This window comes from Streptomyces sp. NPDC031497 (assembly GCF_055580905.1).
In genome coordinates, this window is sequence record NZ_JBVIKO010000034.1 from 50,497 (window position 1) to 71,193 (window position 20,697).

The window sequence follows — 20,697 nt, forward strand, 5'->3', positions numbered from 1 at the left end:
GTTCACGGGGCATGACAGCTATGACCCCTGGCTCGAACATCCCTCTCCCCGTCTCCCGGGTGGCGGTGGACGTCGCCGCCCCGGTGCGGCTCGACGTGTCGGGCCTGCTGCTCACCGGCGACGGCAAGGTGCGCTCCGACGACGACTTCATCTTCTACAACCAACCCAGCGGCCCGGGTGTGACGTACCGCTCCGGCGGCGGTACGTCCGCGGACGCGATCACCGTCGACACGGCCGCCGTACCCCCGGGCATCGAGAAGATCGTCGTCACCGCGAGCCCCGACGCCGCAGGTCAGACCTTCCAGGGCATCGAGCCGACGGCGACGATCCGCAACGCGGACGACGGCTCGGTGCTGGGCACGTTCACGCCGCCGCAGCTGGGCAGTGAGACGGCCCTGGTGGTCGTCGAGATCTACCTGCGCAACGGCGCGTGGAAGGCCCGCGCGGTCGGCCAGGGGTACGCGAACGGGCTGGCCGGCATCGCCACCGACTTCGGCGTGACAGTCGAGGAACCGGCGGCGGCCCCGGCCCCCCAGCCGACCGCTGCCCAGGCGGCGGCCCCGCAGCCGACGGCTCCCCCGGTCGTGGCCCCGCCCGCGCCCGCCGCGCCGCCCGCTGCGCCGGCCCCGGGCGCCGGGAAGATCAACCTCGACAAGGGCAGGGTCAGCCTCCAGAAGAACCAGACCGTGTCCCTGGTCAAGGGCGGCAGTCCGCTGCTCTCCCTGGTCCACATGGGCCTGGGCTGGGAGCCGGCGTTCCACGGCAAGGACATCGACCTGGACGCCTCGGTCATCGCCTACGGCCCGCAGCGCGACCACGTCGACAGCTGCTACTTCGGCAAGCTCTCCATCCTCAACGGCGCGATCAAGCACTCCGGCGACAACCTCACCGGTGAGGGAGGCGGCGACGACGAGGTGATCGTGGTCGACCTCGGCCGGATCCCCCCGGAGGTCACCGGTCTGGTCTTCACCGTCAACTCCTTCTCCGGCCAGAAGTTCACGGAGGTCGCCAAGGCCTACTGCCGCCTCCTGGACGCGGCGACCGGCGAGGAACTGGTCCGCTTCGACCTCACCAGCGCCGAGGCGCAGACCGGCGTGATGATGGCCAAGCTGGTCCGCCAGTTCTCCGGCGAGTGGGACATGACCGCACTGGGCGAGTTCGTGAAGGCCCGGACGGTACGGAACATGGTGAAGCCGGGGGCACAGGCACTCTGACGAAGGCTCGCTCACGCGGATCCGGGGAGGAGCGCGCGGCCGTGGGCACTACGGCCGCAACCCCTCCGTGAGCAGCGACAGATACCGCCGGATCTCCTTGCCCTGCCCGTTGGCCAGTTCCGATGCCGTGGCCAGTCCGTGTGCCAGGCGCAGGAGTTCGATCGGCTCGATGTCCGGGCGCAGGGTGCCCTCCGCCTTCGCCGCCTCCACCAGCCGGGTCGCCGCACCGCGGACCGTGGTGCCGCAAGCGGTGACCGCGGCCGAGCTGCCGTCCGTGACCGCCGAGCCCAGCAGCGCCTTCAGGCCGCGTACCTGGATGGTGGCGACGCACAGTTCGTTCAGCCACTCCGTCAGCGCCGCGCTCGGCGGCAGTTCCGCGGCGAACTCGTCGGCCAACGCCGCCAGCCCCTCCAGCCGGCCCACGAACGCGGCCTCCAGCAGCGCCTGCCGCGTCGGGAAGTGCCGGTAGAGCGTGCCGGAGCCGACGCCCGCCCGCTTGGCGATGTCATCCAGCGACGCGTTCTCCCCGTGCTCGGCGAAGGCCTCGGCGGCCACCTTCAGCAGTCGCTCGTAGTTGCGGCGGGCATCCGCACGCATGGGCCTGACCTGCGTCATCCAGTTACTCCTTGCGAACCGGGGACTCTCTCCGTATCTTATCGAACACCAAACGGAGACAGTCCCCACTTATCGCCGTGTGCTCCACGGGCAGTCGGCCTGCCCGTACTTCACCATGCCCGCGCCGGGGACGTACAGACCGGGAGAACCTCATGTCCGCCCCGTCCAGCCCGTCCACCGCGGCCGACACCCCATCGGCCCCTCCGCACCCCGCCAGGCTCGGTTCCGCCCTTCTCGTCATCGTCACCGCCTACCTGATGGTCGGCGTCGACTCCACCGTCGTCAACGTCGCGCTGCCCGACATCCAGCAGGACCTGGGGTTCAGCCGGACCGGCCTGTCCTGGGTGCTCAACGCCTACACCCTCACCTTCGGCGGCCTGTTACTGCTCGGCGGGCGGGTCGGCGACATCCTCGGCCGCCGTCGCACGCTCGGCGCCGGAGCGCTGCTGTTCGCACTGACCTCGCTCCTCGGCGGGGTCGCCACGGAGGGCGGCTGGCTGCTCACGGCACGCGCGCTGCAGGGCGTCGGCGCGGCACTCGTCGCCCCCAGCACCCTGGCCCTGATCACCACCAACTTCCCCCAGGGTCCACGCCGCAACCACGCCCTGAGCATCTACTCCTCCATGGCCGGCATCGGCAGCTCCGTGGGCCTGGTCCTGGGCGGCATGCTCACCTCGTGGGCGTCCTGGCGCTGGGCCCTGCTCATCAACGTTCCCATCGGCATCGCCCTGTTCCTGGCCCTGCCCCGCTTCGTCGCCGAGACCCCGCGCCACGCGGGCCGCTTCGACCTGGCGGGCGCGCTGACCGGGACGGCCGGGATGACCTCCCTCGTCTACGCGTTCATCCGGGTCTCCGAGGCGGGCTGGTCCGACACCCAGGCACTGTCCGGCTTCGGCTGCGCGGTCGCGCTGCTCCTCGGCTTCACCCTGGTCGAGTCCCGGGCCGACCAGCCGGTCATGCCGCTGCGGCTGTTCGCCGACCGCGACCGGGCGGGCGGCTATCTCACCATCATGCTGCTGCCCGCGGGCATGTTCGGCGCCTTCTACTTCCTCACCCTCGTCTGCCAGCAGGCCCTGGAATACAGCCCGTTGCGCGCCGGGTTGGCGTTCCTGCCGATGACCCTGGCGATGTTCACGACGGTGCGTCTGGTGCCGCGGCTGCTGGCCCGCTCCGGGGCCAAGCCGGTGCTGCTCACCGGCATCACCCTGCTGGTCGTCGCCGCCGGCTGGCTGTGGCGACTGCGGCCCGGCGACGGGTACGTCACCGGGCTGCTCGGCCCGCTGCTGTTGCTGGGCGCGGGCATCGGCCTGAGCTTCATGCCGCTCAACGCGACCATCCTGGCCCGCATCGAGTCCCGGGAGGCCGGCGCCGCCTCCGGCCTGCTGCAGACGCTGCAGTGGCTGGGCGGCACCCTCGGACTCGCCGTCCTGGTCACCGTGTACGGCACGGTGACCAGGCACGCGACCGGCACTCCGGCCGAGATCCTCACCCACGGCGCGTCCCGTGCCTTCGGTATCGGCGCGCTGGTCGCGGTCGCCGCGCTGCTGGTGACGGCGTTCGTGATCACGAGTCCGCGGCGGCAGGGAGCCTGAGCGCTCCGCTGGAACTGCCGCGATATGCCGCCTCGGGTGCGGCGCCGTCGTGGCTGGTCGCGCCCGCGCGGCGGAGCCGCATGTCGATACAGCCCCGCGCCCCTGCAGGGCGCTGCCGAGCCGCAGCGGACTTCGCCGGACCCGCTCAGATCAATATCGCCCCGATTCCGACAGCGCCCCGTCAGGGCCGCGGGGAACTGCGCGACCAGCCACAACGCACCCGTAGTCGACAACCGGCGCGCACCGGCCGGACGGTCGACAAACCGTCTAGAACAAAGCGCTGTACGCGTTCAGTGCCGGCTGGCCGCCCAGGTGGGCGTAGAGCACCGTGGCGTCGGCGGCGATCTCGCCCCGCTCGACCAGGTCGACCATCCCGGCCATCGACTTGCCCTCGTACACCGGGTCGGTGACCATGCCCTCGGTGCGGGCGGCGAGGCGCATGGCCTCCAGGGTGGTGTCGTCCGGGATGCCGTAGATGCCGGCGTGGTAGCGGTCGTCCAGCTCCACGGTCAACTCACCCTTGACCCCGATGAGTTCGCCGGTGCGCCGGGCTATCCGGGCCACCTGTTCACGGGTCTCGGCGGGCTTGGCCGAGGCGTCGATGCCGATGACCCGGCGCTCGCGGCCGCCCGCCTCTTCCAGCGCGGCGAACCCGGCGACCATGCCGGCCTGCGTCGACCCGGTCACCGAGCAGACGATCACCGTGTCGAAGAAGACGCCCAGCTGCTCCTCCTGCTCGGCGACCTCGTACGCCCAGTTGGCGAAGCCGAGCCCGCCGAGCGGATGGTCGGAGGCGCCGGCCGGGATGGCGTAGGGCCTGCCGCCGGACTCCTCGACCTCGCGCAGTGCCCCTTCCCAGCTCTCCTTGAACCCGATCCCGAACCCGGCCCGGACGAGACGTACGTCGGCCCCGGCCAGCCTGCTGATCAGGATGTTGCCGACCTTGTCGTACACGGAGTCCGGCCACTCGACCCAGCTCTCCTGCACCAGGACGCACTTGAGCCCGGCGCGGGCGGCGACGGCGGCGACCTGGCGGGTGTGGTTGGACTGCACCCCGCCGATGGAGACGAGCGTGTCGCAGCCCTTGGCGAGCGCGTCCGCCACCAGGTACTCCAGCTTGCGCGTCTTGTTCCCGCCGTACGCGATCCCGGAGTTGCAGTCCTCCCGCTTGGCCCACAGCGCGGCACCGCCGAGGTGGGCGGTGAGCCGCTCCAGCGGATGCACGGGCGAGGGGCCGAAGAGGAGGGGGTAACGGTCGTATGAGGAAAGGGACATGGGGTGCCTCCCGGCGGGGCGGTCAGTCGGTGGTGTCGTCGACCAGGTCTGCGAGGGTGTGCCAGATGGCGGCCGTGATCCGGAGAGCCGCCTCCGTGTCGCCGTCCGCGCATGCCTCGATGAGCCGTTCGTGCAGGCCTGCCGAACGGCAGGAGCCGCCCTCGCCGAAGCGACGGCGCTCCAGGCGGCGGATCAGCGGGGTGTAGCGGGCGACGGTGGCGGCGGCCGCGCGGTTGCCGGCCGCCCGGATCAGGACGTCGTGCAGCTCGTCGTCGGCGCGCAGGGCCGCGTCCACGTCACCGGCGCCCACGGCGGCGGCGAACCGGTCGTTGGCCGCGCGCATCACGTCGAGGTCGGCGTCCCGCAGCCGGGGTACGGCGGCCCGGGTGGCCAGTTCGTGCATGGCGCCGACCACGGCCGCCGCGTCCCGTACGTCGGCGGCCACGACCGGGGTGACCCGGGTGTAGCTCTGCGGTTTGCTCTCCAGGAGCCCCTCGTCGACCAGCCGGGCGAACGCCTCCCGCACCGGCGCCCGGGACAGCCCGAGCCGCTCCGCGAACTCGGCGTCCCGCACCACCGCACCGGGTTCGATCTCCCCGGCGACGATGGCATCGCGGATGGCCGCGTAGGCGCGGTCGCGGAGCAGGGTGCGGGGCAGGGGGCGCAGGCTCTCCATGAACTGAAATGTTAGATATCAAAGGCGGGTGCGGGCAAGGGTGCGGCGGGCAGGGGTGTGACCCGCACCCCCCGTGAAGGTGCGGGTCACGATCGAGGAGCGGCGCTCAGGCCGCCGCCGCCCACGGCCAGTCGGCGTCCCGGGCCGCCTCCAGCAGCGGCACCATCCGGAAGGCCGCGTCCGACAGGCCGCCGAAGGTGTGCCGGCCCGCCGTCCCGGACGGGCCGTGGCCCGCCCGGTAGCCGGCCAGGTTCCAGGTGTAGACCGGAATGTGCGCCGGGACCTGCTGGGTCGGGTCGCCGTGCCGGTGGTAGGTGTACTGCTCGTCGGTGACGATCAGCACCCGGTCCTGTCCCCGGTAATGCGAGCGGATCGCCGAGGTGGTGTCGGTGCCGCCCAGGTCGCCGAAGCGGCCGAGGATCTTCAGCACCGACTCGCCCTGCTCGAAGCCCAGCCGCTTGCTCGTCGTACCGAACTCGACGAGGTCCGCGTCCGCCGCCCGCAGCGCGAGCGCCGTACCGAAGATCGCCGCCGCGTCGGCCCGGTTGAGTTCCGAGCGCTCGGACAGCCGCGAGTAGAACATCGAACCCGAACGGTCGACGAGCACCAGCGTCCGCCCCGGCAGCGCGGGCACGTTGGCCAACGAGTGGCCGAGCGCCCGCTCCAGCGGGTAGGACCAGCGCAGCGACGGGGCGTGCTGGTATGCGGCGAGGTACCGGAACGGGAACTGCCGCGACCGCGCCACCTCCGCCGGATCGCTGATCCGGGCCGCCACCTGTGCGGCGACCTCGTCGGAGACCCCCGCCTCGTCGAAGTTCCGCAGGTTGCGGATGAGCGCCATGGCCCCCATGGAGGGGATCACGGCCTCCCAGGCCGCCTTGTCCATCGGCCCCTGGAGCCATCCGGCCAGCGCCTCCCAGGTGAGGCCGGCCGCCGCGAGCCGCTCGGCGCCACCGGGCTCGGTGACGACCGCACGCCGCCGGGCGACGGGCAGCGCCATCAGCTCGCGGTGCGCGGCGAGCACCGGGCTCGACGCGGGCGGTACGGCCGTGTCCGGGTGGTGCCGCCGGTCCAGTGCGTACTGGAACAGCTCGCCCTGCCACGGCTTGTCCGGGTCCGGCGCCGCGTGCACCAGGTTGAGGATGTCGCCGAAGCGGTAACCCTTGGACGCGGTGTCGTACTTGAGCAGCGACCTGCCGTGGTAGAGGCGCCGTACGGCATCGGCGATCCCCCGCTTGACGGGCTTGGGGACGGCACGGCCGTAGGTCGCCGTCCAGTAGGCGAGCAGTTCGCCGGGCTCGTCGGGCCGCTGGAGAACGGAGGCGACGACCTGCCGGTTCGAGGGGCCCTCGGTGGCACCCGCGGTCAGGCGTGCGTGCACGTACTCGGCGGCGCCCACGAGGGAGGCGGTCCGCATGTTGCCCTCGCAGCGCAGCCAGCCGAGCAGGCCGGCGGTCCAAGCCGGGTCGGTGACGGCGAGCTCGCGCACGAGCTTCGCGTACCGGTCGTCGCGGTCGGCGCCGGTCTCGTAGAAGGTCTCCTGCGAGACGAAGTTGGCGACGGCGAGCAGAAAGAGCTCGGAGCGCGTGTCCCGCTCCTGGCCGCGCCCGCCCTGGTAGGTGCGGAGCACGCGTCCGGTCGAGGTGACCCGCGAAGTGGGCTGCGCCCGGGCCGCCTTGGTGTTGAATCGCGCCATGGTGAATTCCCCCGAATTCATTGGAGTTTCGGAGGAGGCACAGCAGAAGGAGGGTGTCCGAGGTCGAAGTCGACTGCGGTTGCTTATAAACTGGCGCGTCTTCCGTTCCGCCACATCGACGCCGGGTCGATGACGGGATTCGAACCCGCATGAGGGATTTCCCCCACCAGTCCCCGAAGTATCCGCTGCCTGCGCACCGGACACCCACCATGAGCTGCGCCTCCCGAGATCAGAACGCACGCACCGGGAGGTGCATGAAGTTTTTGGTGTCCAGAGTTCATGGCCGGCGGAACCGACATAGGTGCTCTAGCCCCTGAGCTACACCGGCACGTCGTACCGGTGGCGGGACTCGAACCCGCGGCCTCCCCATTTAGAGTGGAAGTAAGTCCTGCCTTCGCACCTGGACGTTCATCACTTTAAGAGGCGGGCCGCGGATCGAGCGAGCGAATTAACTACCCGCGCTTCTGCCGCTTCCAGGGCCCCGTGATCGCGAGCATGATGCCCGGCGTCTGGATGTTCGCGTACAGGGTCTTGCCGTCGGGCGAGAAGGTGACGCCGGTGAACTCGCTGTATTCCGGCTCCTCTTCGGTGCCGGCGTTCAGTTCGTTGCGGGCGATCGGGTAGGTGCGGCCGCTGTCGGTGGCGCCGAACAGGTGCTGGATGCCCTCGCCGTCCTCGGCGATGACCAGGCCGCCGTACGGGGAGACGGTGATGTTGTCCGGGCCGTCGAAGGCGCCGTCCACGGACGGGTCCGGGTTGACGCCGATGAGGACCTTCAGGGTGAGGGTGCGGCGCTTGGGGTCGTAGAACCAGACGGCGCCGTCGTGCTGGACGGGGCTCTCCGCACGGGCGTATGAGGAGACGATGTACACGCCCCCGTCGCCCCACCACATGCCCTCCAGCTTGCGGGCGCGGGTGACCTGGCCGGCGGTGAACTGCTTGCGGACCGAGGTGGTCCTCGCGTCGCGGTCCGGGACGTCCGCCCAGTCGACGCCGTACACCGTGCCGATCTTCGTGGCGCGGGAGAGGTCGTCGACGAAGACGCCGCCGGAGTCGAAGCACTTGAAGGCCTGGAGCGTGCCCGCGTCGTCGGCGAGGGTGCGCAGCCGGCCGCGGCCGTGGTGGAAGTGCTCGGGCGGGGTCCAGCGGTAGAGCAGGCCGTTCGGGTTGGAGGCGTCCTCCGTCAGGTACAGGTGGCCGCGCTTGGGGTCGACGACGACGGCCTCGTGCGCGTACCGGCCCAGCGCCTTGATCGGCTTGGGGTCCCGGTTGGCCCGGCGGTCCTCGGGGTCGACCTCGAAGACATAGCCGTGGTCCTTGGTGAAGCCGTTGGTGCCGGCCTTGTCCTCGGTCTCCTCGCAGGTGAGCCAGGTGCCCCAAGGGGTGTTGCCGCCCGCGCAGTTGGTGGCGGTGCCGGCGATGCCGACCCACTCGGCGACCTTGTCGTGGCGTACCTCGACGACCGTGCAGCCGCCGGCGGCCGCGGGGTCGTAGACGAGGCCCTCGGTGAGCGGCACCGGGTGGGTCCAGTTGGCGCGGGGTCCGGCCAGCTCGTGGTTGTTGACGAGGAGGGTGGCGCCGCGGGGGCCGTCGAAGGTGGAGGTGCCGTCGTGGTTGGAGGGGGTGAACTCGCCGGACTCCAGCCGGGTCTTGCCGCTGTAGGTGATGACGCGGTACTTGAAGCCGGCGGGGAGGGCGAGGATGCCGTCGGGGTCGGGGAGCAGCGGCCCGTAGCCGACGCTGCCGTGTCCGTGCCCCGACTCGGCCGCGTCGGACGCCTCGGTCTCGGTGGAGGCGAGGGCGTTCGGGGCGGTGGCGAGGGCGCCGACGCTGCCCGCCAGCGCGACACCGGCACCGGTGATCGCGGATTTCCTGGCGAAGTCCCTGCGGGTGAGCGACATGGTGTCTCCTGTGACGGTCGAAGTGCCGTGGAGGGTGGCGGACCTCAAGTCGGCGCACACGCTCCCGGCCACATCTGAACTCCGCCTGAACTCAGGGCGACATCCGCTTCGTGTGTTCCATGAATCCGTATGTGCCGCCCCACGGCCACCAAAAGCCACACCCAAGAACCGGCCGCCTGGGATCTTCTCTTCCGCCGCGACGGCGCTCAGCCGCACACGAAGCGTCCGGCGGTGCCCGACCCCCGCGCGGCCCCGCCCCTTCGGCCGCTATCCCCCGCGCGGCCCCGCCCCTTCAGCCGCTACCCCCCGTGCTGCGACCGCGCCTTGAACGCCGCCTTCCGGGCCTCCTTCGCGACCTTCTTGTCCGGGTGCAGGCGTCCCATCGCCTCCAGGACGTCGGCCGTGTCCGGGTGGTCGACCCGCCAGGCCTCGGCGAAGAATCCGGCGTGCTGCTGGGCCAGCCCCTCGACCAGGGCCTGCAGTTCCTCGGAGTTCCCTTCGGCGGCCAGCTGGGCGGCGACCGTGTCGATGGTCAGCCAGAAGATCATGTCCGGCGAGGGCGCCGGCACGTCGGCGGCGCCGCGCTCGGTCAGCCAGACCCTGGCCAGGCCGCCCAGTTCGGGGTCGTCGAGGACCTCGCGGAGCGCCGGCTCGGCCTCGGTGCCGACCAGGGACAGCGCCTGCTGGCAGCGCAGCCGGCGCAGTGGCGCGCCCGCGTCCTCGCCACGCGCGGCGGCCAGCAACTCCTCGGCGGCGGCGAGGGATTCGCGGCGCGCCAGCCACTGCTCGGTCTCCGCCTGCGCGGCTGCCTGCGGAAACGCGGCCATACCGTCGAGCAGCGCGTCCGCGCCCTTGTCGGCGAGCTCCCCGACCGCCGGCGCCTCGAACCCGGCCTCCAGCAGCCGCGCCCGCAGCCCGTACGCGCCGAGCGGGGTGAGCCGCACCATGCCGTACCGGCTGACGTCGCTCTCGTCGACCGGCCCCGCCGCCGGCTCCTCCTCGGCGTCGGCCATGAGCGCCTCGTCGACCGGCTGGTACGCGACGAGTCCGACCGGCTCCAGCATCCGGAACTGGTCGTCGAGCCGCATCATCGCGTCGGAGACCTGCTCGAGGACGTCGTTGGTCGGCTCCCCCATGTCGCTGGGGACGATCATCGACGCGGCGAGCGCGGGCAGCGGCACCGGCGCCTCGCCGGGACCGCCTTCGCTCACCGTCAGCAGGTACAGGTTGCCGAGGACGCCGTCGAGGAATTCCCCCTCCGCCTCGGGGTCCCACCCGAGTGACGAGAAATCGACCTCGCCGCCCTCGCCGAGCGCGTCGACAATTCCGTCCAGGTCGGGCACGCTCGCGTCGCCGATCACGGCCTCCAGGGCGGCCAGCCAGACCGCGAGGACGTCGTGCGGCGAGCCCCCGGTGAGCAGCGCCAGCTCCTCCCCCGCGGCCACGGTCCCGGCCTCCTCGTCGACGATCTCGACGAGCCCGGTGTCCAGGGCGACCCGCCAAGCCTCGGCGGCGTACGCGGCGGCGTCGTCCCCGGTGAGCCCGAGCAGCTCGAGGGCGGCCGGGAGCTGCTCCTCGGCCAGTCCGCCACCTGCGTCGACGCGGGTGTCGGGGCCGGCCCAGCGGGCGAGCCGGGCGGCCCGGGAGAGCAGCGGCGTGGCCAGCGCGGCGCGTGCCAGCTCCGCTTCGGGACGCAACCGCACCGGCGGCAGGGGGGAGCTGTCTGACATCGGGTGGTTCTCCTCGGACGCCTCTACGGTCGTACGACGACATGGACTCCGTACGACGGCCGTACGACCATCGGGACGCCGTACGCCTCAGCCGCTCAGCCTAGACGGATTTCGACCCATGCCGCCCGGTTCATCTCCTCGCCGGGCTCCGTACATGGCCGAAACCTTGACAACTCCCCTGCGCAAGGACGAGATTGACGCGCGTAGAAATCAGGGGGGACAAGTGTGCACTCCTTGTCTACGCGTGTCATGCCCACTCCATGACGCACCCTCGTCCCGGCACCGTTTATGTCCCCGGAGGGATTTCCTTGCCGAGCAGGTCTTCCGCGCGTCTCGCCGCGCTCACCGTCGCCGCCGTCTGCAGCGCGGCGTCCACCGTCGCCCTCACCTCGCCCGCCCAGGCCGACGGGCTGCGCATCCACGACGTCCAGGGCGCCACGCGCATATCGCCGTACGCGGGCCAGAAGGTGACGGACGTCCCCGGCATCGTCACGGCCACGCGCACCTACGGCTCCTCGCGGGGTTTCTGGCTCCAGGACCCGACGCCGGACGCCGACCCCGCCACCAGTGAGGGCGTCTTCGTCTTCACCAGCTCCACCCCGAAGGTCGCGGTCGGTGACTCCGTCACGGTCACCGGCACGGTCTCCGAGTACGTCCCGGGCGGCGCCTCCACCGGCAACCAGTCGCTGACCGAGATCACCAAGCCGACGGTCACCACGGTCTCCACCGGCAACGCGGTCCCGGCGCCGGTCGTGATCGACAAGAAGTCGGTGCCGGCCAAGTACACCCCGGCGGGTGACACGGCCGCGGCCGGTTCGATCAACGGCCTGACGCTCCAGCCGAAGAAGTACGCCCTGGACTACTACGAGTCCTTGGAGGGCATGAACGTCCAGGTCCGCGACACCCGCGTGGTCACCGCCACCGACCCGTACGCCGAGCTGTGGGTCACGGTGAAGCCGCACGAGAACCGCACCGTCCGCGGCGGCACGCTGTACCGCTCCTACGACGACCAGAACACCGGCCGCCTCCAGATCCAGTCGCTGGGCTCGACCGCCGACTTCCCGGTGGCCAACGTCGGCGACACGCTGACCGGCGCCACGACCGGCCCGATGGACTACAACCAGTTCGGCGGCTACACCCTCGTCGCGAGCCGGCTGGGCACGCTGAAGAGCGGCGGCCTGCAGCGCGAGACGACGAAGAAGCAGTCGAAGAGCGAGCTGGCCGTCGCCACGTACAACGTCGAGAACCTCGACCCCTCCGACGGCACCTTCGCCGCGCACGCCGCCGCGATCGTGAACAACCTCCAGTCGCCCGACATCGTGTCCCTGGAGGAGATCCAGGACAACAACGGCGCGACGGACGACGGCACGGTCGCCGCCGACGTGACGGTGAACAAGCTGATCGACGCGATCGTCGCGGCCGGCGGCCCGAAGTACGACTGGCGTTCCGTCAACCCGGTCAACGACCAGGACGGCGGCGAGCCCGGTGGCAACATCCGCCAGGTCTTCCTCTTCAACCCCGAGCGGGTGTCCTTCGTCGACCGCGCGGGCGGCGACTCCACCACCGCGGTGGGCGTCACCAAGGTGCACGGCGAGGCCCAGCTGACCGCCTCCCCCGGCCGGGTCGACCCGGCGAACTCCGCCTGGACGTCCAGCCGCAAGCCGCTGGCCGGCGAGTTCGTGTTCCGTGGCAAGACGGTCTTCGTGATCGCCAACCACCTGAACTCCAAGGGCGGCGACCAGGGCCTGACCGCGCAGTACCAGCCGGTGGCGCGCAGCTCGGAGGTCCAGCGCCACGCGCAGGCGACGCTGGTCAACGCGTTCGTCAAGAGCATCCTCGACGTCCAGAAGGACGCGAACGTCATCGCGCTCGGCGACATGAACGACTTCGACTTCTCCGGCACCACCAAGATCCTGGAGAGCCACGGGGCGCTCTGGTCGGCGATCCAGTCGCTGCCGACGAAGGAGCGCTACACCTACGACTACCAGGGCAACGAGCAGGTCCTGGACCAGATCCTGATCAGCAAGGAGATCCGCCGCGACGGCGACTTCGAGTACGACAGCGTGCACGTCAACTCGGAGTTCCACGACCAGATCAGCGACCACGACCCGCAGGTGCTGCGCTTCCGCCCCTGAGGCCCTCGTTTCAGGGCTGGCTGAACACCCCGTCCAGCCAGCCCTGCCAGGCGTTCTCGTTGGCCTGGGCGTCGGCGTCCGGCGCGAAGTCGTGGATGCTGATGCCGACCGGGGCGCCCCAGTGGTTGCGTCCGAAGAACCGGACGAGGGCGTCGTCGGTGCGCAGCCCGATGAAGTACGGGTTGCGGTAGTCGACCACCGCCTCCAGGGTCCGCCCGCCGGGCCCCCGGACACTCGCCTTCGCGCCCTCTGCCAGGTCGTCCGGCAGGCCCAGGGCGCGGCCCACGGCGTCGAAGGCGTCCGGCGCCTGGGCCGCCTCGGGGCCGTTGAGCTGTGCGAAGGTGACCGGGCGGGGCGCGAAGTGGACCAGGTACTCGCGCAGCGTGTGCAGATAGAAGTCGGTGTGCCGGCTCGCGCCGTCGTACTGGTTGTCCCAGTCGTCGGTGAAGATCCCGCTGTGCACATAGCGCACCCAGGCCCGGCGGCCGCCGTCCCGCGGCTCGATGACGTGCTCCAGCTGGTTGACGCTCTGGACCGGGAAGCCGACGTTCTCACTGCGGACGATCAGGTGGTGCGGGGGCTCGTAGGCGGTCACGGTCGAGCCGAAGGCCGCCGCGCCGCCCACCCGGGGCTCGGGCGGCTCCATCGGCCACAGGTAGGCGCCGGAGGCGTTGGTGATCGCCTCCCACACCTCCTGGGGCGTGGCGTCGACCTCGAACTCGCGGGCATCTCGAATTCCTTGGACATGTCGGGGCTCCTGCTGCCTACTGATCCAGTTCGGGGGTGGTCCGGTCCGAGACCCCGGGCCGGCCCTCGGCCGCCGGACGGGTCTCGGCCGTGGGGTGCACGGTCGTCGGGTGAGTCTCCGCCGTCGGGCGGGTGTCCGCCGTCGGCTGGGGGTCGGCCTTGACCGTGGGGTGGAGGGCGACGACGATCCGGTGGTCCCGGCCGTCCGCCGTGTCGGGTGTGTCGTACTTGCGGATGAGCGCGCTCACGCCCGCCGTCAGCTCCTGCACGAACGCCGCGCGGTCGGCGGCGGAGGCGAAGCGCACCTCGCCGTCCAGCGCGTAGGTCGCCAGCTGCCTGCGGGCCTTGGCGGCACCGTTGATCAGCGTGCCGACGTCGCGCACCAGGCGGGCGCCGAGCGCGAGCAGCCAGCGTGCGGAGAGCTGGTCGCGGAAGCGGTCCGGGTCCGGCTGTACGGCGGGCAGGGCGGCCGGCGAGATGACGTACGACGCGGCGGTCGCGCGCATCAGGCGTTCGTTGACATTGCCCTTGCGCCGCTCCCCGGCCAGTTCGACCAGGCCGTGCCGCTCCAGCGCCTTGAGGTGATAATTCACCTTCTGCCGGGGCAGCCCGACCTTGCCGGCCAGCATCGCGGCCGACGCGGGTGCGGCGGCCAGTTCGGCGAGCAGCCTGGCCCGTATGGGGTCCAGCGACACCGCCGCGGCCTCGGGGTCCTCGATCACGGTCACGTCCAGCATGGCTCCACCGTCTCACCGAAAACTTTTTTTGTCCAGACGGTTCAGACTTTCGGTGGGACGGTGGAGTGAAGGCCCCTGGGCCGGTTTCAGTCGCGCCGGCCCCGGCGACGGGCGCCCATGGCGGCGGCACCGGCGACGGCGAGGGCGGCGCCCGCGACCAGCACCGGGCGGGCGTGCCGCTGCGCCCCTCGGAGGGCCGTGCGCGCGGACCGAGGGACGCGTCCCTCGGCGGCGTGGCTCGCCTCGACGGCCTTTTCGGACGCCAGATGGCCCGCCCGTCCCGCCCGCTCCTGGACGGCGTGTCCGGTCCGGAACGCCTGCTCCTGGACGGCGTGTCCAGTCCTGAGCGCCCGCTCCAACAGCGTGTGCCGCGCCTTCGCCATGTGCTCCTGGGTCGTGTGGCCGCCCTTCGCCGCCCGGCCCTGGGCCTGATGGCCGGCCCGGGTGGCCGTCTGGCGCAGCTGGACGGTCAGGGCGCCGGCCTTGTCCTTGAGATCGGCGGCGCGGGCCTGGGTGCGTCCCTTGAGGTCGGCCTTGGCCGCCAAGGAGCCCGCGGTGTCGGCGATTCGGGCCCCCGTTCCGTGTGCGGTCCTCTTCGTCATCGGTACTGCCTCTCCAGGTCTCGTCGGCGTCCGCTTGTGCCCTCGGACCTTCCGAGTACCCAGGTCGCCGACGGTCAGGCGGGGCGACCGGTCCGTCAGCCCCGTTCCCCTCGCTCACCGAGCCGCGCGAGCTGGCTCTGGAACCAGTCGAGGCGGGCCTGCAACAGGGCCGCCTCCGCGACCAGTTCGGGCACCCCGAAGCCCTCGCCGGGCACCGGTACCGGCTCGGCGGCGACCGCCCCCGCGACCCCGGCGGCCACCCGCAGCCCCTCTCCGGCCAGCCGGGCGAACCCGGCGAGCGAGACGGACGTACGCGCGCGTACACAGCCCCCGCAGGCGGCCGCCAGGGCGCGCCAACCGGGCCTGCCCCAGCCCGCGTCGGCGAGCGCCACGGCCGGCGCGCCGCAGGCGCACGGGCCGACGGTGGCCGTGCGCACCCGCTGCCGGGCGTAGCGGAAGCCGCGTTCGAAGCGGATGTAGGCGCCGAGCACGGAGACCTCCAGCAGCACGGCCGCCCGGTGCTCGGCGGTGCACAGCAGGGCCTCGGCGGCGTCGCGTCCGTGCACGCAGTGAAAGCCGCAGTCGCACAGCCGCGCGGGCGGGCGGTGCCGTCGGCCGTAGACGCAGGACGCGTCGTCCAGCACGCCGTACGGCAGCGCGCCGCCCAGCGACACGCCGGTGAACCCGGCCCGGGCGCCGTCCTGGGACAGCACCGGGTGGGCGATCTTGTAGCCGGTCGGCGGCTCCGTCGGGCGTTCCGCCGGGAGCCGCAGCCTCATCGGGCGGCCGGGGCCTCTTCGGGCACCGACACGGTCTGGGGCTCGTGGCTCTCTTCGGGGATCTCGGGTTCTTCGTCGTGGACGAGCGGCCGCTCCTGAGCGACCCCGGTGGCCAGTGCCCTGCCGAGCTTCATGACGCCTCCCATGACCTGCCGTCGGTGACCGTCCGGCCCATAGTGGCCCATGAGGGGCCGAGTTGGACATAGGGCCTCGGCGTCCCGAGAGAGCGATAACTTAGCGTTTCTAAGATATATGTCGTAGAAGAATTAAGTGGAGCTAAGCTGTCGAGCTGCCGAGACTACCCCCATGACGAACCCACACGACACCGTCCGCTCGCCCCGCCCTCCCCGCCCCTTCGGCCGCACCCTCTGCGCGATGGTCACGCCGTTCACCCGGGCGGGGGCGCTCGACCTCGACGGCGCCCGGTGGCTGGCCGCGCGGCTGGTGGCGGAGGGCTGTGACGGTCTGGTGCTGAACGGCACCACGGGAGAGTCGCCGACCACCACGGACACGGAGAAGGCGGAGTTGATCACGGCCGTCCGGGAGGCGGTGGGCGAGCGCGCCTCCGTCGTGGCGGGCGTGGGCACCGCGGACACCCTGCACACCGTCGAACTCACGCGCGCGGCCGAGAAGGCGGGCGCGGACGGCGTCCTGGTGGTGTCGCCGTACTACAGCAGGCCGCCGCAGGACGCGCTGGAGGCGCACTTCCTGGAAGTGGCGGAGGCGAGCGGGCTGCCGGTCATGCTGTACGACATCCCGGGCCGCACCGGGACCCGTATCGAGCCGGAGACGCTGATCCGGCTCGCCGCGCACCCCCGGATCGTGGCGGTCAAGGACTGCTCGTACGACTTCCTCGGCGCCCAGAAGGTGCTGGCGCGCACGGGACTGGCCTACTACACGGGCTGCGACGAGCACATCCTCGCCCTGTACGCGGTGGGCGCGGCGGGCTGTGTGAGCACGGTGGCCAATGTCGTCCCGTCCCGCATCGCGGCGATCCTGGACGCGTTCGACGCCGGGGACACCGCTCGCGCCGCCGAACTGCAGCTGCGGGCCACGCCGTTGATCGAGGCGATGACGGCCGCGGGGCTGCCGGGCACGGTCACGTCGAAGGCGCTGCTGACCGCGCTCGGCCGTCCGGCGGGACCGGTGCGGGCGCCGCTGCGGCCCGCCGGCCGGGAGGCTGCCGACGGGCTGCGGGCGGTGTACGAGGAGCTCGCGGCCGGCTGATCAGCGGCGGGCGAAGACGGGCTGCCACGCCTTGAGGTAGTCGTACATCTGCTTCTGGACCCCGCTCAGCGGCACGATCTTGTCGCTGCCGATCGTCACCAGCACGAGCCTGGCCCGGTACGGCTCGTCCAGGCCGCTGGCCCGCTCCCAGGCGATGAGCCGCCGGTCGTCGGCCCAGGCGAGCAGGTCGCCGCCGCGCACCTTGGTGATCTCCTTGCCGGTGCGGGGGTCGCGGATCGAGGAGTACGACTTCCCGGGGGCGACCTCCTTGGTCAGACCGAGCGCGGCGAGCCGGCCGTTCGGGGACAGCCGTGCATCGACGTCCGTACGCAGGTACCGCTCGTCCGCCGGGGCGGCGATCCGGCCGCCGTCGAGGTCGTAGAACTGCTGCTTCCCGTCCCGGTCGCCGATGACCTGCGCGTACACCTGACCGCCGGTGCGGCTGTAGGAAAAGTCCCCGCGCGTGGGGGTGTCGCGGTCGGACGCGACCCCGGTCCAGGTGCCCTTGCCGGAGGTCACGTCGAGGTCGTAGAAACCGGTCCGGCTGGACGTGGCGAACGCGGGTCCCCAGTCCCAGCCGCCCTTGGCGTTCTGGACCTTGGCGCGCGCATCGGGGTTCTCGTCGTACGTCGTCGCCAGCAGCCTGGTCCCGTCGTACGAGAAGGTGAGTCCGCCGACCCCGTGCTCGACCGGGATCCACCGCTCGACCTTCCTCGTCGCGAGGTCGAGCAGGCCGATCCGGCGGACGGGCAGCGTCTGCTCCAGCACGGCGGCCGTCCGCAGACCCGGCGCGACGACGACGAAGGACCACCGGGAGTCCTTCACGTAGGTGCCGGTCCCCGGGTCGAGCAGCCGGTACGTGCGGACGCCGATGCCCTTGTCGTCCGTCTGCGGCACCGTTCGCCAGGTGTAGTACGCGGCGAGCGCCGTCTGACCGGCCGCGATGAGCTCGCGCGGCGGTGACTGGTCCGGGTGGCCGGTGATCCCGTTTTGCTGCACGACCCCGGACGGACGCACATCACTCTTCCCGGAGTCCAGCAACGGCACCGCCAACGCGACGGCGACCGCGGCGGTCGTCGCGGCGGCCACGGCGGCGAGCCTGCGGGTACGGCGGCGCCTGCGGACGGTCAGCACCCGGTCGGCGAAGCCCGGTCCCGCCGACGGCTGTTCGGCGGCCTGTTCGCGCAGGGCGTCTCGGAGGAGTTCCTCGACGTTCACGGCCGCACCTCCACGGGCGAGTAGTCACGGGACGGCGGCTGTGCGCGGCCGGGATCCGGGTCGAGGGCGGCCAGTTCGGGTGCGAGGGTGCGCAGCCGGGCCAGGGAGCGATGAGTGGTGGACCGTACGGTGCCGACGGAGCAGCCGAGCAGCCCGGCCACGTCGGCCTCCGGCAGGTCCTCGAAGTAGCGCAGGACCAGCACGGTCCGCTGGCGGGCGGTGAGCCGGGACAGGGCTGTCCGCAGGACGAGGCGCAGTTCGGCGGCGGACGCGGTGTCGGGGGCCGGCGGGCTCTCCGGGAGTTCGGCGACGCTGAGTTCACGCCGGCGCCACTTCAGGCGCCAGCGGCCGATCTGCTGCCGGTAGAGGACCTGCCGGACATAGGCCTCGGGCTCGTCGATGCGGTGCCAGCGGCCCGCCGCCTTGATCAGGGCGTTCTGCAGCAGGTCCTCGGCCGCGTGGCGGTCGCCGCCGGCGAGCAGCACGGCGGTCCTCAGCAGCGCCGAGGACCGGCCGTCCACGAACTCCCGGAAGCTCTCGTCCAGTTCCGCATCCATCGTCACCTTCTCTTCCCCCGGGCCCACCTCGTGTCCGGGCCCTGTACCCGTGGTGACGCGTGCGGAGCGGCGCCACTATGCCTGTCCGGCGCGAGAATATTCACCCGCGCTCTGCGCGCACGCTGCCGTACGTTGGCCCCGTGAGCCGCCCTCTGCTGTTCCTGGACGTCGACGGCCCCCTCAACCCGTACGCGGCGCAGCCCGAGCGGCGCCCCGAGGGCTATACGACGATCCGGGCGACCGTCCGCCCCGGGCACCCCCTGCGGGTGTGGCTGAACCCGTCCCACGGCCCCGGGCTGCTCGCCCTCGGCTACGACCTGTGCTGGGCGACCACCTGGATGGCCGAGGCGAACCACTGGATCGCCCCGGTCGTCGGCCTGCCCGAGCTGCCCTACGTCGACTTCGGTCGGGGCCTGCTGGCGGAGCGGCCGGACGGGGTCCACTGGAAGACGGAGGCGATCGTGGCGTACGCCGAGGGGCGGCCGTTCGCCTGGGTGGACGACGAGCAGAGCCCGGCGGACACGCGGTACGTCCGCACCCACCACCCCGGCCCCGCCCTGCTGCACCACGTCGATCCCCGGATCGGTCTGCGGGAGGGCGACTTCGCCGCGCTGACGGAGTTCCGGGGGTCCCTGCCACAGGACGGCTGAGCGCCCTCCCGCCCCGGAGCCGGAGAGCGCTCTTCCCGAGAACCGGGTGGGTCAGTTGTGGCTGTTCTGATTGCGACGCAGGTCAAGGGTCAGCTTGCCCGGTGGGCCGTATCGGGGCCGTCTCCGGTGCTCTCCGGGTCTCGGAAGACCTGGTCGACGGCGGCCCGAGTGTGTGCCTCGCTGTTCGGCATCAGGTGCGTGTACGTCCGGAGTGTGAAGCTTGGGTCGTGGTGACCGAGGTACTCGCTCAGGGCTTTGATGCTCTCCCCCGCGTCCAGGAGTACAGAGGCGTAGAAGTGGCGGAGGGCGTGCATGCCGTTCTCGCGGCCGAGGGGTACGCCGGCGGAAGTCAGCGCCGGACGCCATATGGACCGGTTGAAGCGGAACCGGTGGAGAGATTGACTCCGGGCGTTGACGAACAACGGCGACGCCGTGACCGGTGGGCCGTCAGGGGTCTTCCAAGGCAACGTGACCTCTACCGGCGGGTGCTTCGTGATGTGTGCCGCCAGCGTGAAGGAGACCGTCTCGGGAAGCGGCACGTGACGCTCCTTGCCGCCCTTGGGCGGGCCGTAGATCGCCTGTACGCCCCGGATGAGTCTGGTCTGCCGGACGACGCGAACCGTTCCGCCGAGAAAGTCGACGTCCTCAAGGGCGAGCCCGAAGATCTCGCCCTGCCGAAGTCCGCAGCCTGCCCCCAGACATCCGGCACCGCCTCATGCATGGCCATGACGCGGTCGACGGACCACGGCTTGACCTTGCGCGATGCCGATCCATCTGGTTGGGCATGACGCATGCATTGAAATTTCTTCCACCTCGCCTGCTTGTCACGCTCTCGCAAGTGGTGGCAGATACCACTCCAGGCCCAAGTTCAGCCACAGCATGAAAGTCATTTGGGCGGCCGATGGAATCCGATGAGCTTGAAGATGAGACGGAGCGGCTCATCGGTTCGCTTCTCTATGAACTGGACGTGCGTAACAATATTAGGATTTTCACCGTCCAGTGGCCGATCGACAGTGATTTTCGCCGCCTGAGAATGCATACTCAAAAAGTTCAATCAGTGCGCTTTCCGGAAACCGAGATTGAACCTGCAGCGCCTGTCCTCTTCGGGTTCGCCGGTAGGGCTACGGAAAACCCACCTCTCGCATTCCTGTCTTACTATCAGATCCCCGACGGTGAGCCGGCGGAGTGGAATTAGGGAGTCGGGGCTCGCACTTGCCGATCAGCGTTTCAATCGCCACGACAAAAAACATTTGATGATTATTCTTGCGATTGGCGAGAATGCGGCCAATGCCACAGAATCAGAACAGTTGCGAACTGTTTTAACAGAGTTCGTCAGGCCGCAAGTC

At 71.2% G+C, this 20,697-nt stretch carries 19 protein-coding genes, 1 tRNA gene and 1 pseudogene; 6 read left to right on the plus strand and 15 right to left on the minus strand.

Annotation, left to right across the window (positions count from 1 at the left end):
* The first annotated feature begins 20 nt into the window (after positions 1-20).
* Positions 21-1,214 carry a TerD family protein gene (locus tag ACZ5K7_RS42745; RefSeq protein WP_450971774.1) on the plus strand — a complete coding sequence of 398 codons (1,194 nt, stop codon included), beginning with the start codon at positions 21-23 and terminating at the stop codon, positions 1,212-1,214.
* A gap of 48 nt (positions 1,215-1,262) precedes the next feature.
* Here the strand turns inward: ACZ5K7_RS42745 and ACZ5K7_RS42750 are convergent, their stop codons facing one another.
* A complete protein-coding gene (locus tag ACZ5K7_RS42750; protein WP_351694818.1) occupies positions 1,263-1,829 on the minus strand; it encodes a TetR/AcrR family transcriptional regulator in 567 nt (188 codons plus the stop codon).
* 152 nt (positions 1,830-1,981) lie between these two features.
* Between ACZ5K7_RS42750 and ACZ5K7_RS42755 the strand changes: the two genes are divergently transcribed.
* Positions 1,982-3,421: an MFS transporter gene (locus ACZ5K7_RS42755; protein ID WP_468922848.1), complete on the plus strand. Its 1,440-nt coding sequence runs from the start codon at positions 1,982-1,984 to the stop codon at positions 3,419-3,421.
* A 267-nt stretch (positions 3,422-3,688) separates the two neighbouring features.
* Here the strand turns inward: ACZ5K7_RS42755 and ACZ5K7_RS42760 are convergent, their stop codons facing one another.
* From ACZ5K7_RS42760 to ACZ5K7_RS42785, 6 genes are all read right to left on the minus strand, one after another.
* Positions 3,689-4,696 (minus strand): 1-aminocyclopropane-1-carboxylate deaminase, encoded by a 1,008-nt coding sequence (locus ACZ5K7_RS42760; protein WP_351694822.1) that lies wholly within the window; start codon positions 4,694-4,696, stop codon positions 3,689-3,691.
* Positions 4,697-4,718: 22 nt separating this feature from the next.
* Positions 4,719-5,372, minus strand: a complete 654-nt coding sequence (locus tag ACZ5K7_RS42765) for a GntR family transcriptional regulator (RefSeq protein ID WP_468922851.1) — start codon at positions 5,370-5,372, stop codon at positions 4,719-4,721.
* Positions 5,373-5,478: 106 nt separating this feature from the next.
* A complete protein-coding gene (locus ACZ5K7_RS42770) occupies positions 5,479-7,068 on the minus strand; it encodes a TROVE domain-containing protein (RefSeq protein WP_468922854.1) in 1,590 nt (529 codons plus the stop codon).
* Between the two features lie 334 nt (positions 7,069-7,402).
* A tRNA-Ser gene (locus ACZ5K7_RS42775) sits at positions 7,403-7,472 on the minus strand.
* Between the two features lie 48 nt (positions 7,473-7,520).
* Positions 7,521-8,969, minus strand: a complete 1,449-nt coding sequence (locus ACZ5K7_RS42780) for an alkaline phosphatase PhoX (protein WP_468922857.1) — start codon at positions 8,967-8,969, stop codon at positions 7,521-7,523.
* Positions 8,970-9,268: 299 nt separating this feature from the next.
* Positions 9,269-10,699 carry a hypothetical protein gene (locus ACZ5K7_RS42785; RefSeq protein ID WP_468922860.1) on the minus strand — a complete coding sequence of 477 codons (1,431 nt, stop codon included), beginning with the start codon at positions 10,697-10,699 and terminating at the stop codon, positions 9,269-9,271.
* 308 nt (positions 10,700-11,007) lie between these two features.
* Between ACZ5K7_RS42785 and ACZ5K7_RS42790 the strand changes: the two genes are divergently transcribed.
* The gene (locus tag ACZ5K7_RS42790) at positions 11,008-12,834 is read left to right on the plus strand and encodes an endonuclease/exonuclease/phosphatase family protein (protein ID WP_468922863.1); all 1,827 of its coding nucleotides are present in this window, start codon (positions 11,008-11,010) and stop codon (positions 12,832-12,834) included.
* 10 nt (positions 12,835-12,844) lie between these two features.
* Here the strand turns inward: ACZ5K7_RS42790 and ACZ5K7_RS42795 are convergent.
* From ACZ5K7_RS42795 to ACZ5K7_RS42815, 5 genes and pseudogenes are all read right to left on the minus strand, one after another.
* Positions 12,845-13,581 (minus strand): annotated as a pseudogene (locus tag ACZ5K7_RS42795) (SRPBCC family protein).
* Between the two features lie 17 nt (positions 13,582-13,598).
* Positions 13,599-14,318, minus strand: coding sequence for a helix-turn-helix domain-containing protein (locus ACZ5K7_RS42800; RefSeq protein WP_468922866.1), 720 nt, complete (start codon positions 14,316-14,318; stop codon positions 13,599-13,601).
* Between the two features lie 86 nt (positions 14,319-14,404).
* Positions 14,405-14,920 (minus strand): circumsporozoite protein, encoded by a 516-nt coding sequence (locus ACZ5K7_RS42805; protein ID WP_351694838.1) that lies wholly within the window; start codon positions 14,918-14,920, stop codon positions 14,405-14,407.
* Between the two features lie 95 nt (positions 14,921-15,015).
* Entirely contained in the window at positions 15,016-15,699 is a 684-nt protein-coding gene (locus ACZ5K7_RS42810) for a hypothetical protein (RefSeq protein ID WP_468922869.1), read from the minus strand.
* Positions 15,696-15,833: a hypothetical protein gene (locus ACZ5K7_RS42815; protein WP_382531781.1), complete on the minus strand. Its 138-nt coding sequence runs from the start codon at positions 15,831-15,833 to the stop codon at positions 15,696-15,698. The genes ACZ5K7_RS42810 and ACZ5K7_RS42815 overlap by 4 nt, the downstream gene beginning before the upstream one ends.
* Positions 15,834-16,005: 172 nt before the next feature.
* On the opposite strand from ACZ5K7_RS42815, the gene dapA reads away from it, so the two are divergent.
* Complete coding sequence (dapA, locus tag ACZ5K7_RS42820) at positions 16,006-16,926, plus strand: 4-hydroxy-tetrahydrodipicolinate synthase (protein WP_468922872.1); 921 nt, start codon at positions 16,006-16,008, stop codon at positions 16,924-16,926.
* Here dapA and ACZ5K7_RS42825 read toward each other — a convergent pair whose 3' ends face one another.
* Positions 16,927-18,144 (minus strand): WD40 repeat domain-containing protein, encoded by a 1,218-nt coding sequence (locus ACZ5K7_RS42825; protein WP_468922875.1) that lies wholly within the window; start codon positions 18,142-18,144, stop codon positions 16,927-16,929.
* Positions 18,141-18,701: a SigE family RNA polymerase sigma factor gene (locus tag ACZ5K7_RS42830; RefSeq protein WP_468922932.1), complete on the minus strand. Its 561-nt coding sequence runs from the start codon at positions 18,699-18,701 to the stop codon at positions 18,141-18,143. The genes ACZ5K7_RS42825 and ACZ5K7_RS42830 overlap by 4 nt, the downstream gene beginning before the upstream one ends.
* A gap of 140 nt (positions 18,702-18,841) precedes the next feature.
* Here ACZ5K7_RS42830 and ACZ5K7_RS42835 point away from each other — a divergent pair, with 140 nt between their 5' ends.
* Positions 18,842-19,351: a hypothetical protein gene (locus ACZ5K7_RS42835; protein ID WP_468922878.1), complete on the plus strand. Its 510-nt coding sequence runs from the start codon at positions 18,842-18,844 to the stop codon at positions 19,349-19,351.
* 89 nt (positions 19,352-19,440) lie between these two features.
* Here ACZ5K7_RS42835 and ACZ5K7_RS42840 read toward each other — a convergent pair whose 3' ends face one another.
* Entirely contained in the window at positions 19,441-20,049 is a 609-nt protein-coding gene (locus tag ACZ5K7_RS42840; protein WP_468922935.1) for a tyrosine-type recombinase/integrase, read from the minus strand.
* A gap of 203 nt (positions 20,050-20,252) precedes the next feature.
* On the opposite strand from ACZ5K7_RS42840, the gene ACZ5K7_RS42845 reads away from it, so the two are divergent.
* A complete protein-coding gene (locus tag ACZ5K7_RS42845; RefSeq protein ID WP_468922881.1) occupies positions 20,253-20,546 on the plus strand; it encodes a hypothetical protein in 294 nt (97 codons plus the stop codon).
* Positions 20,547-20,697 lie beyond the last annotated feature (151 nt).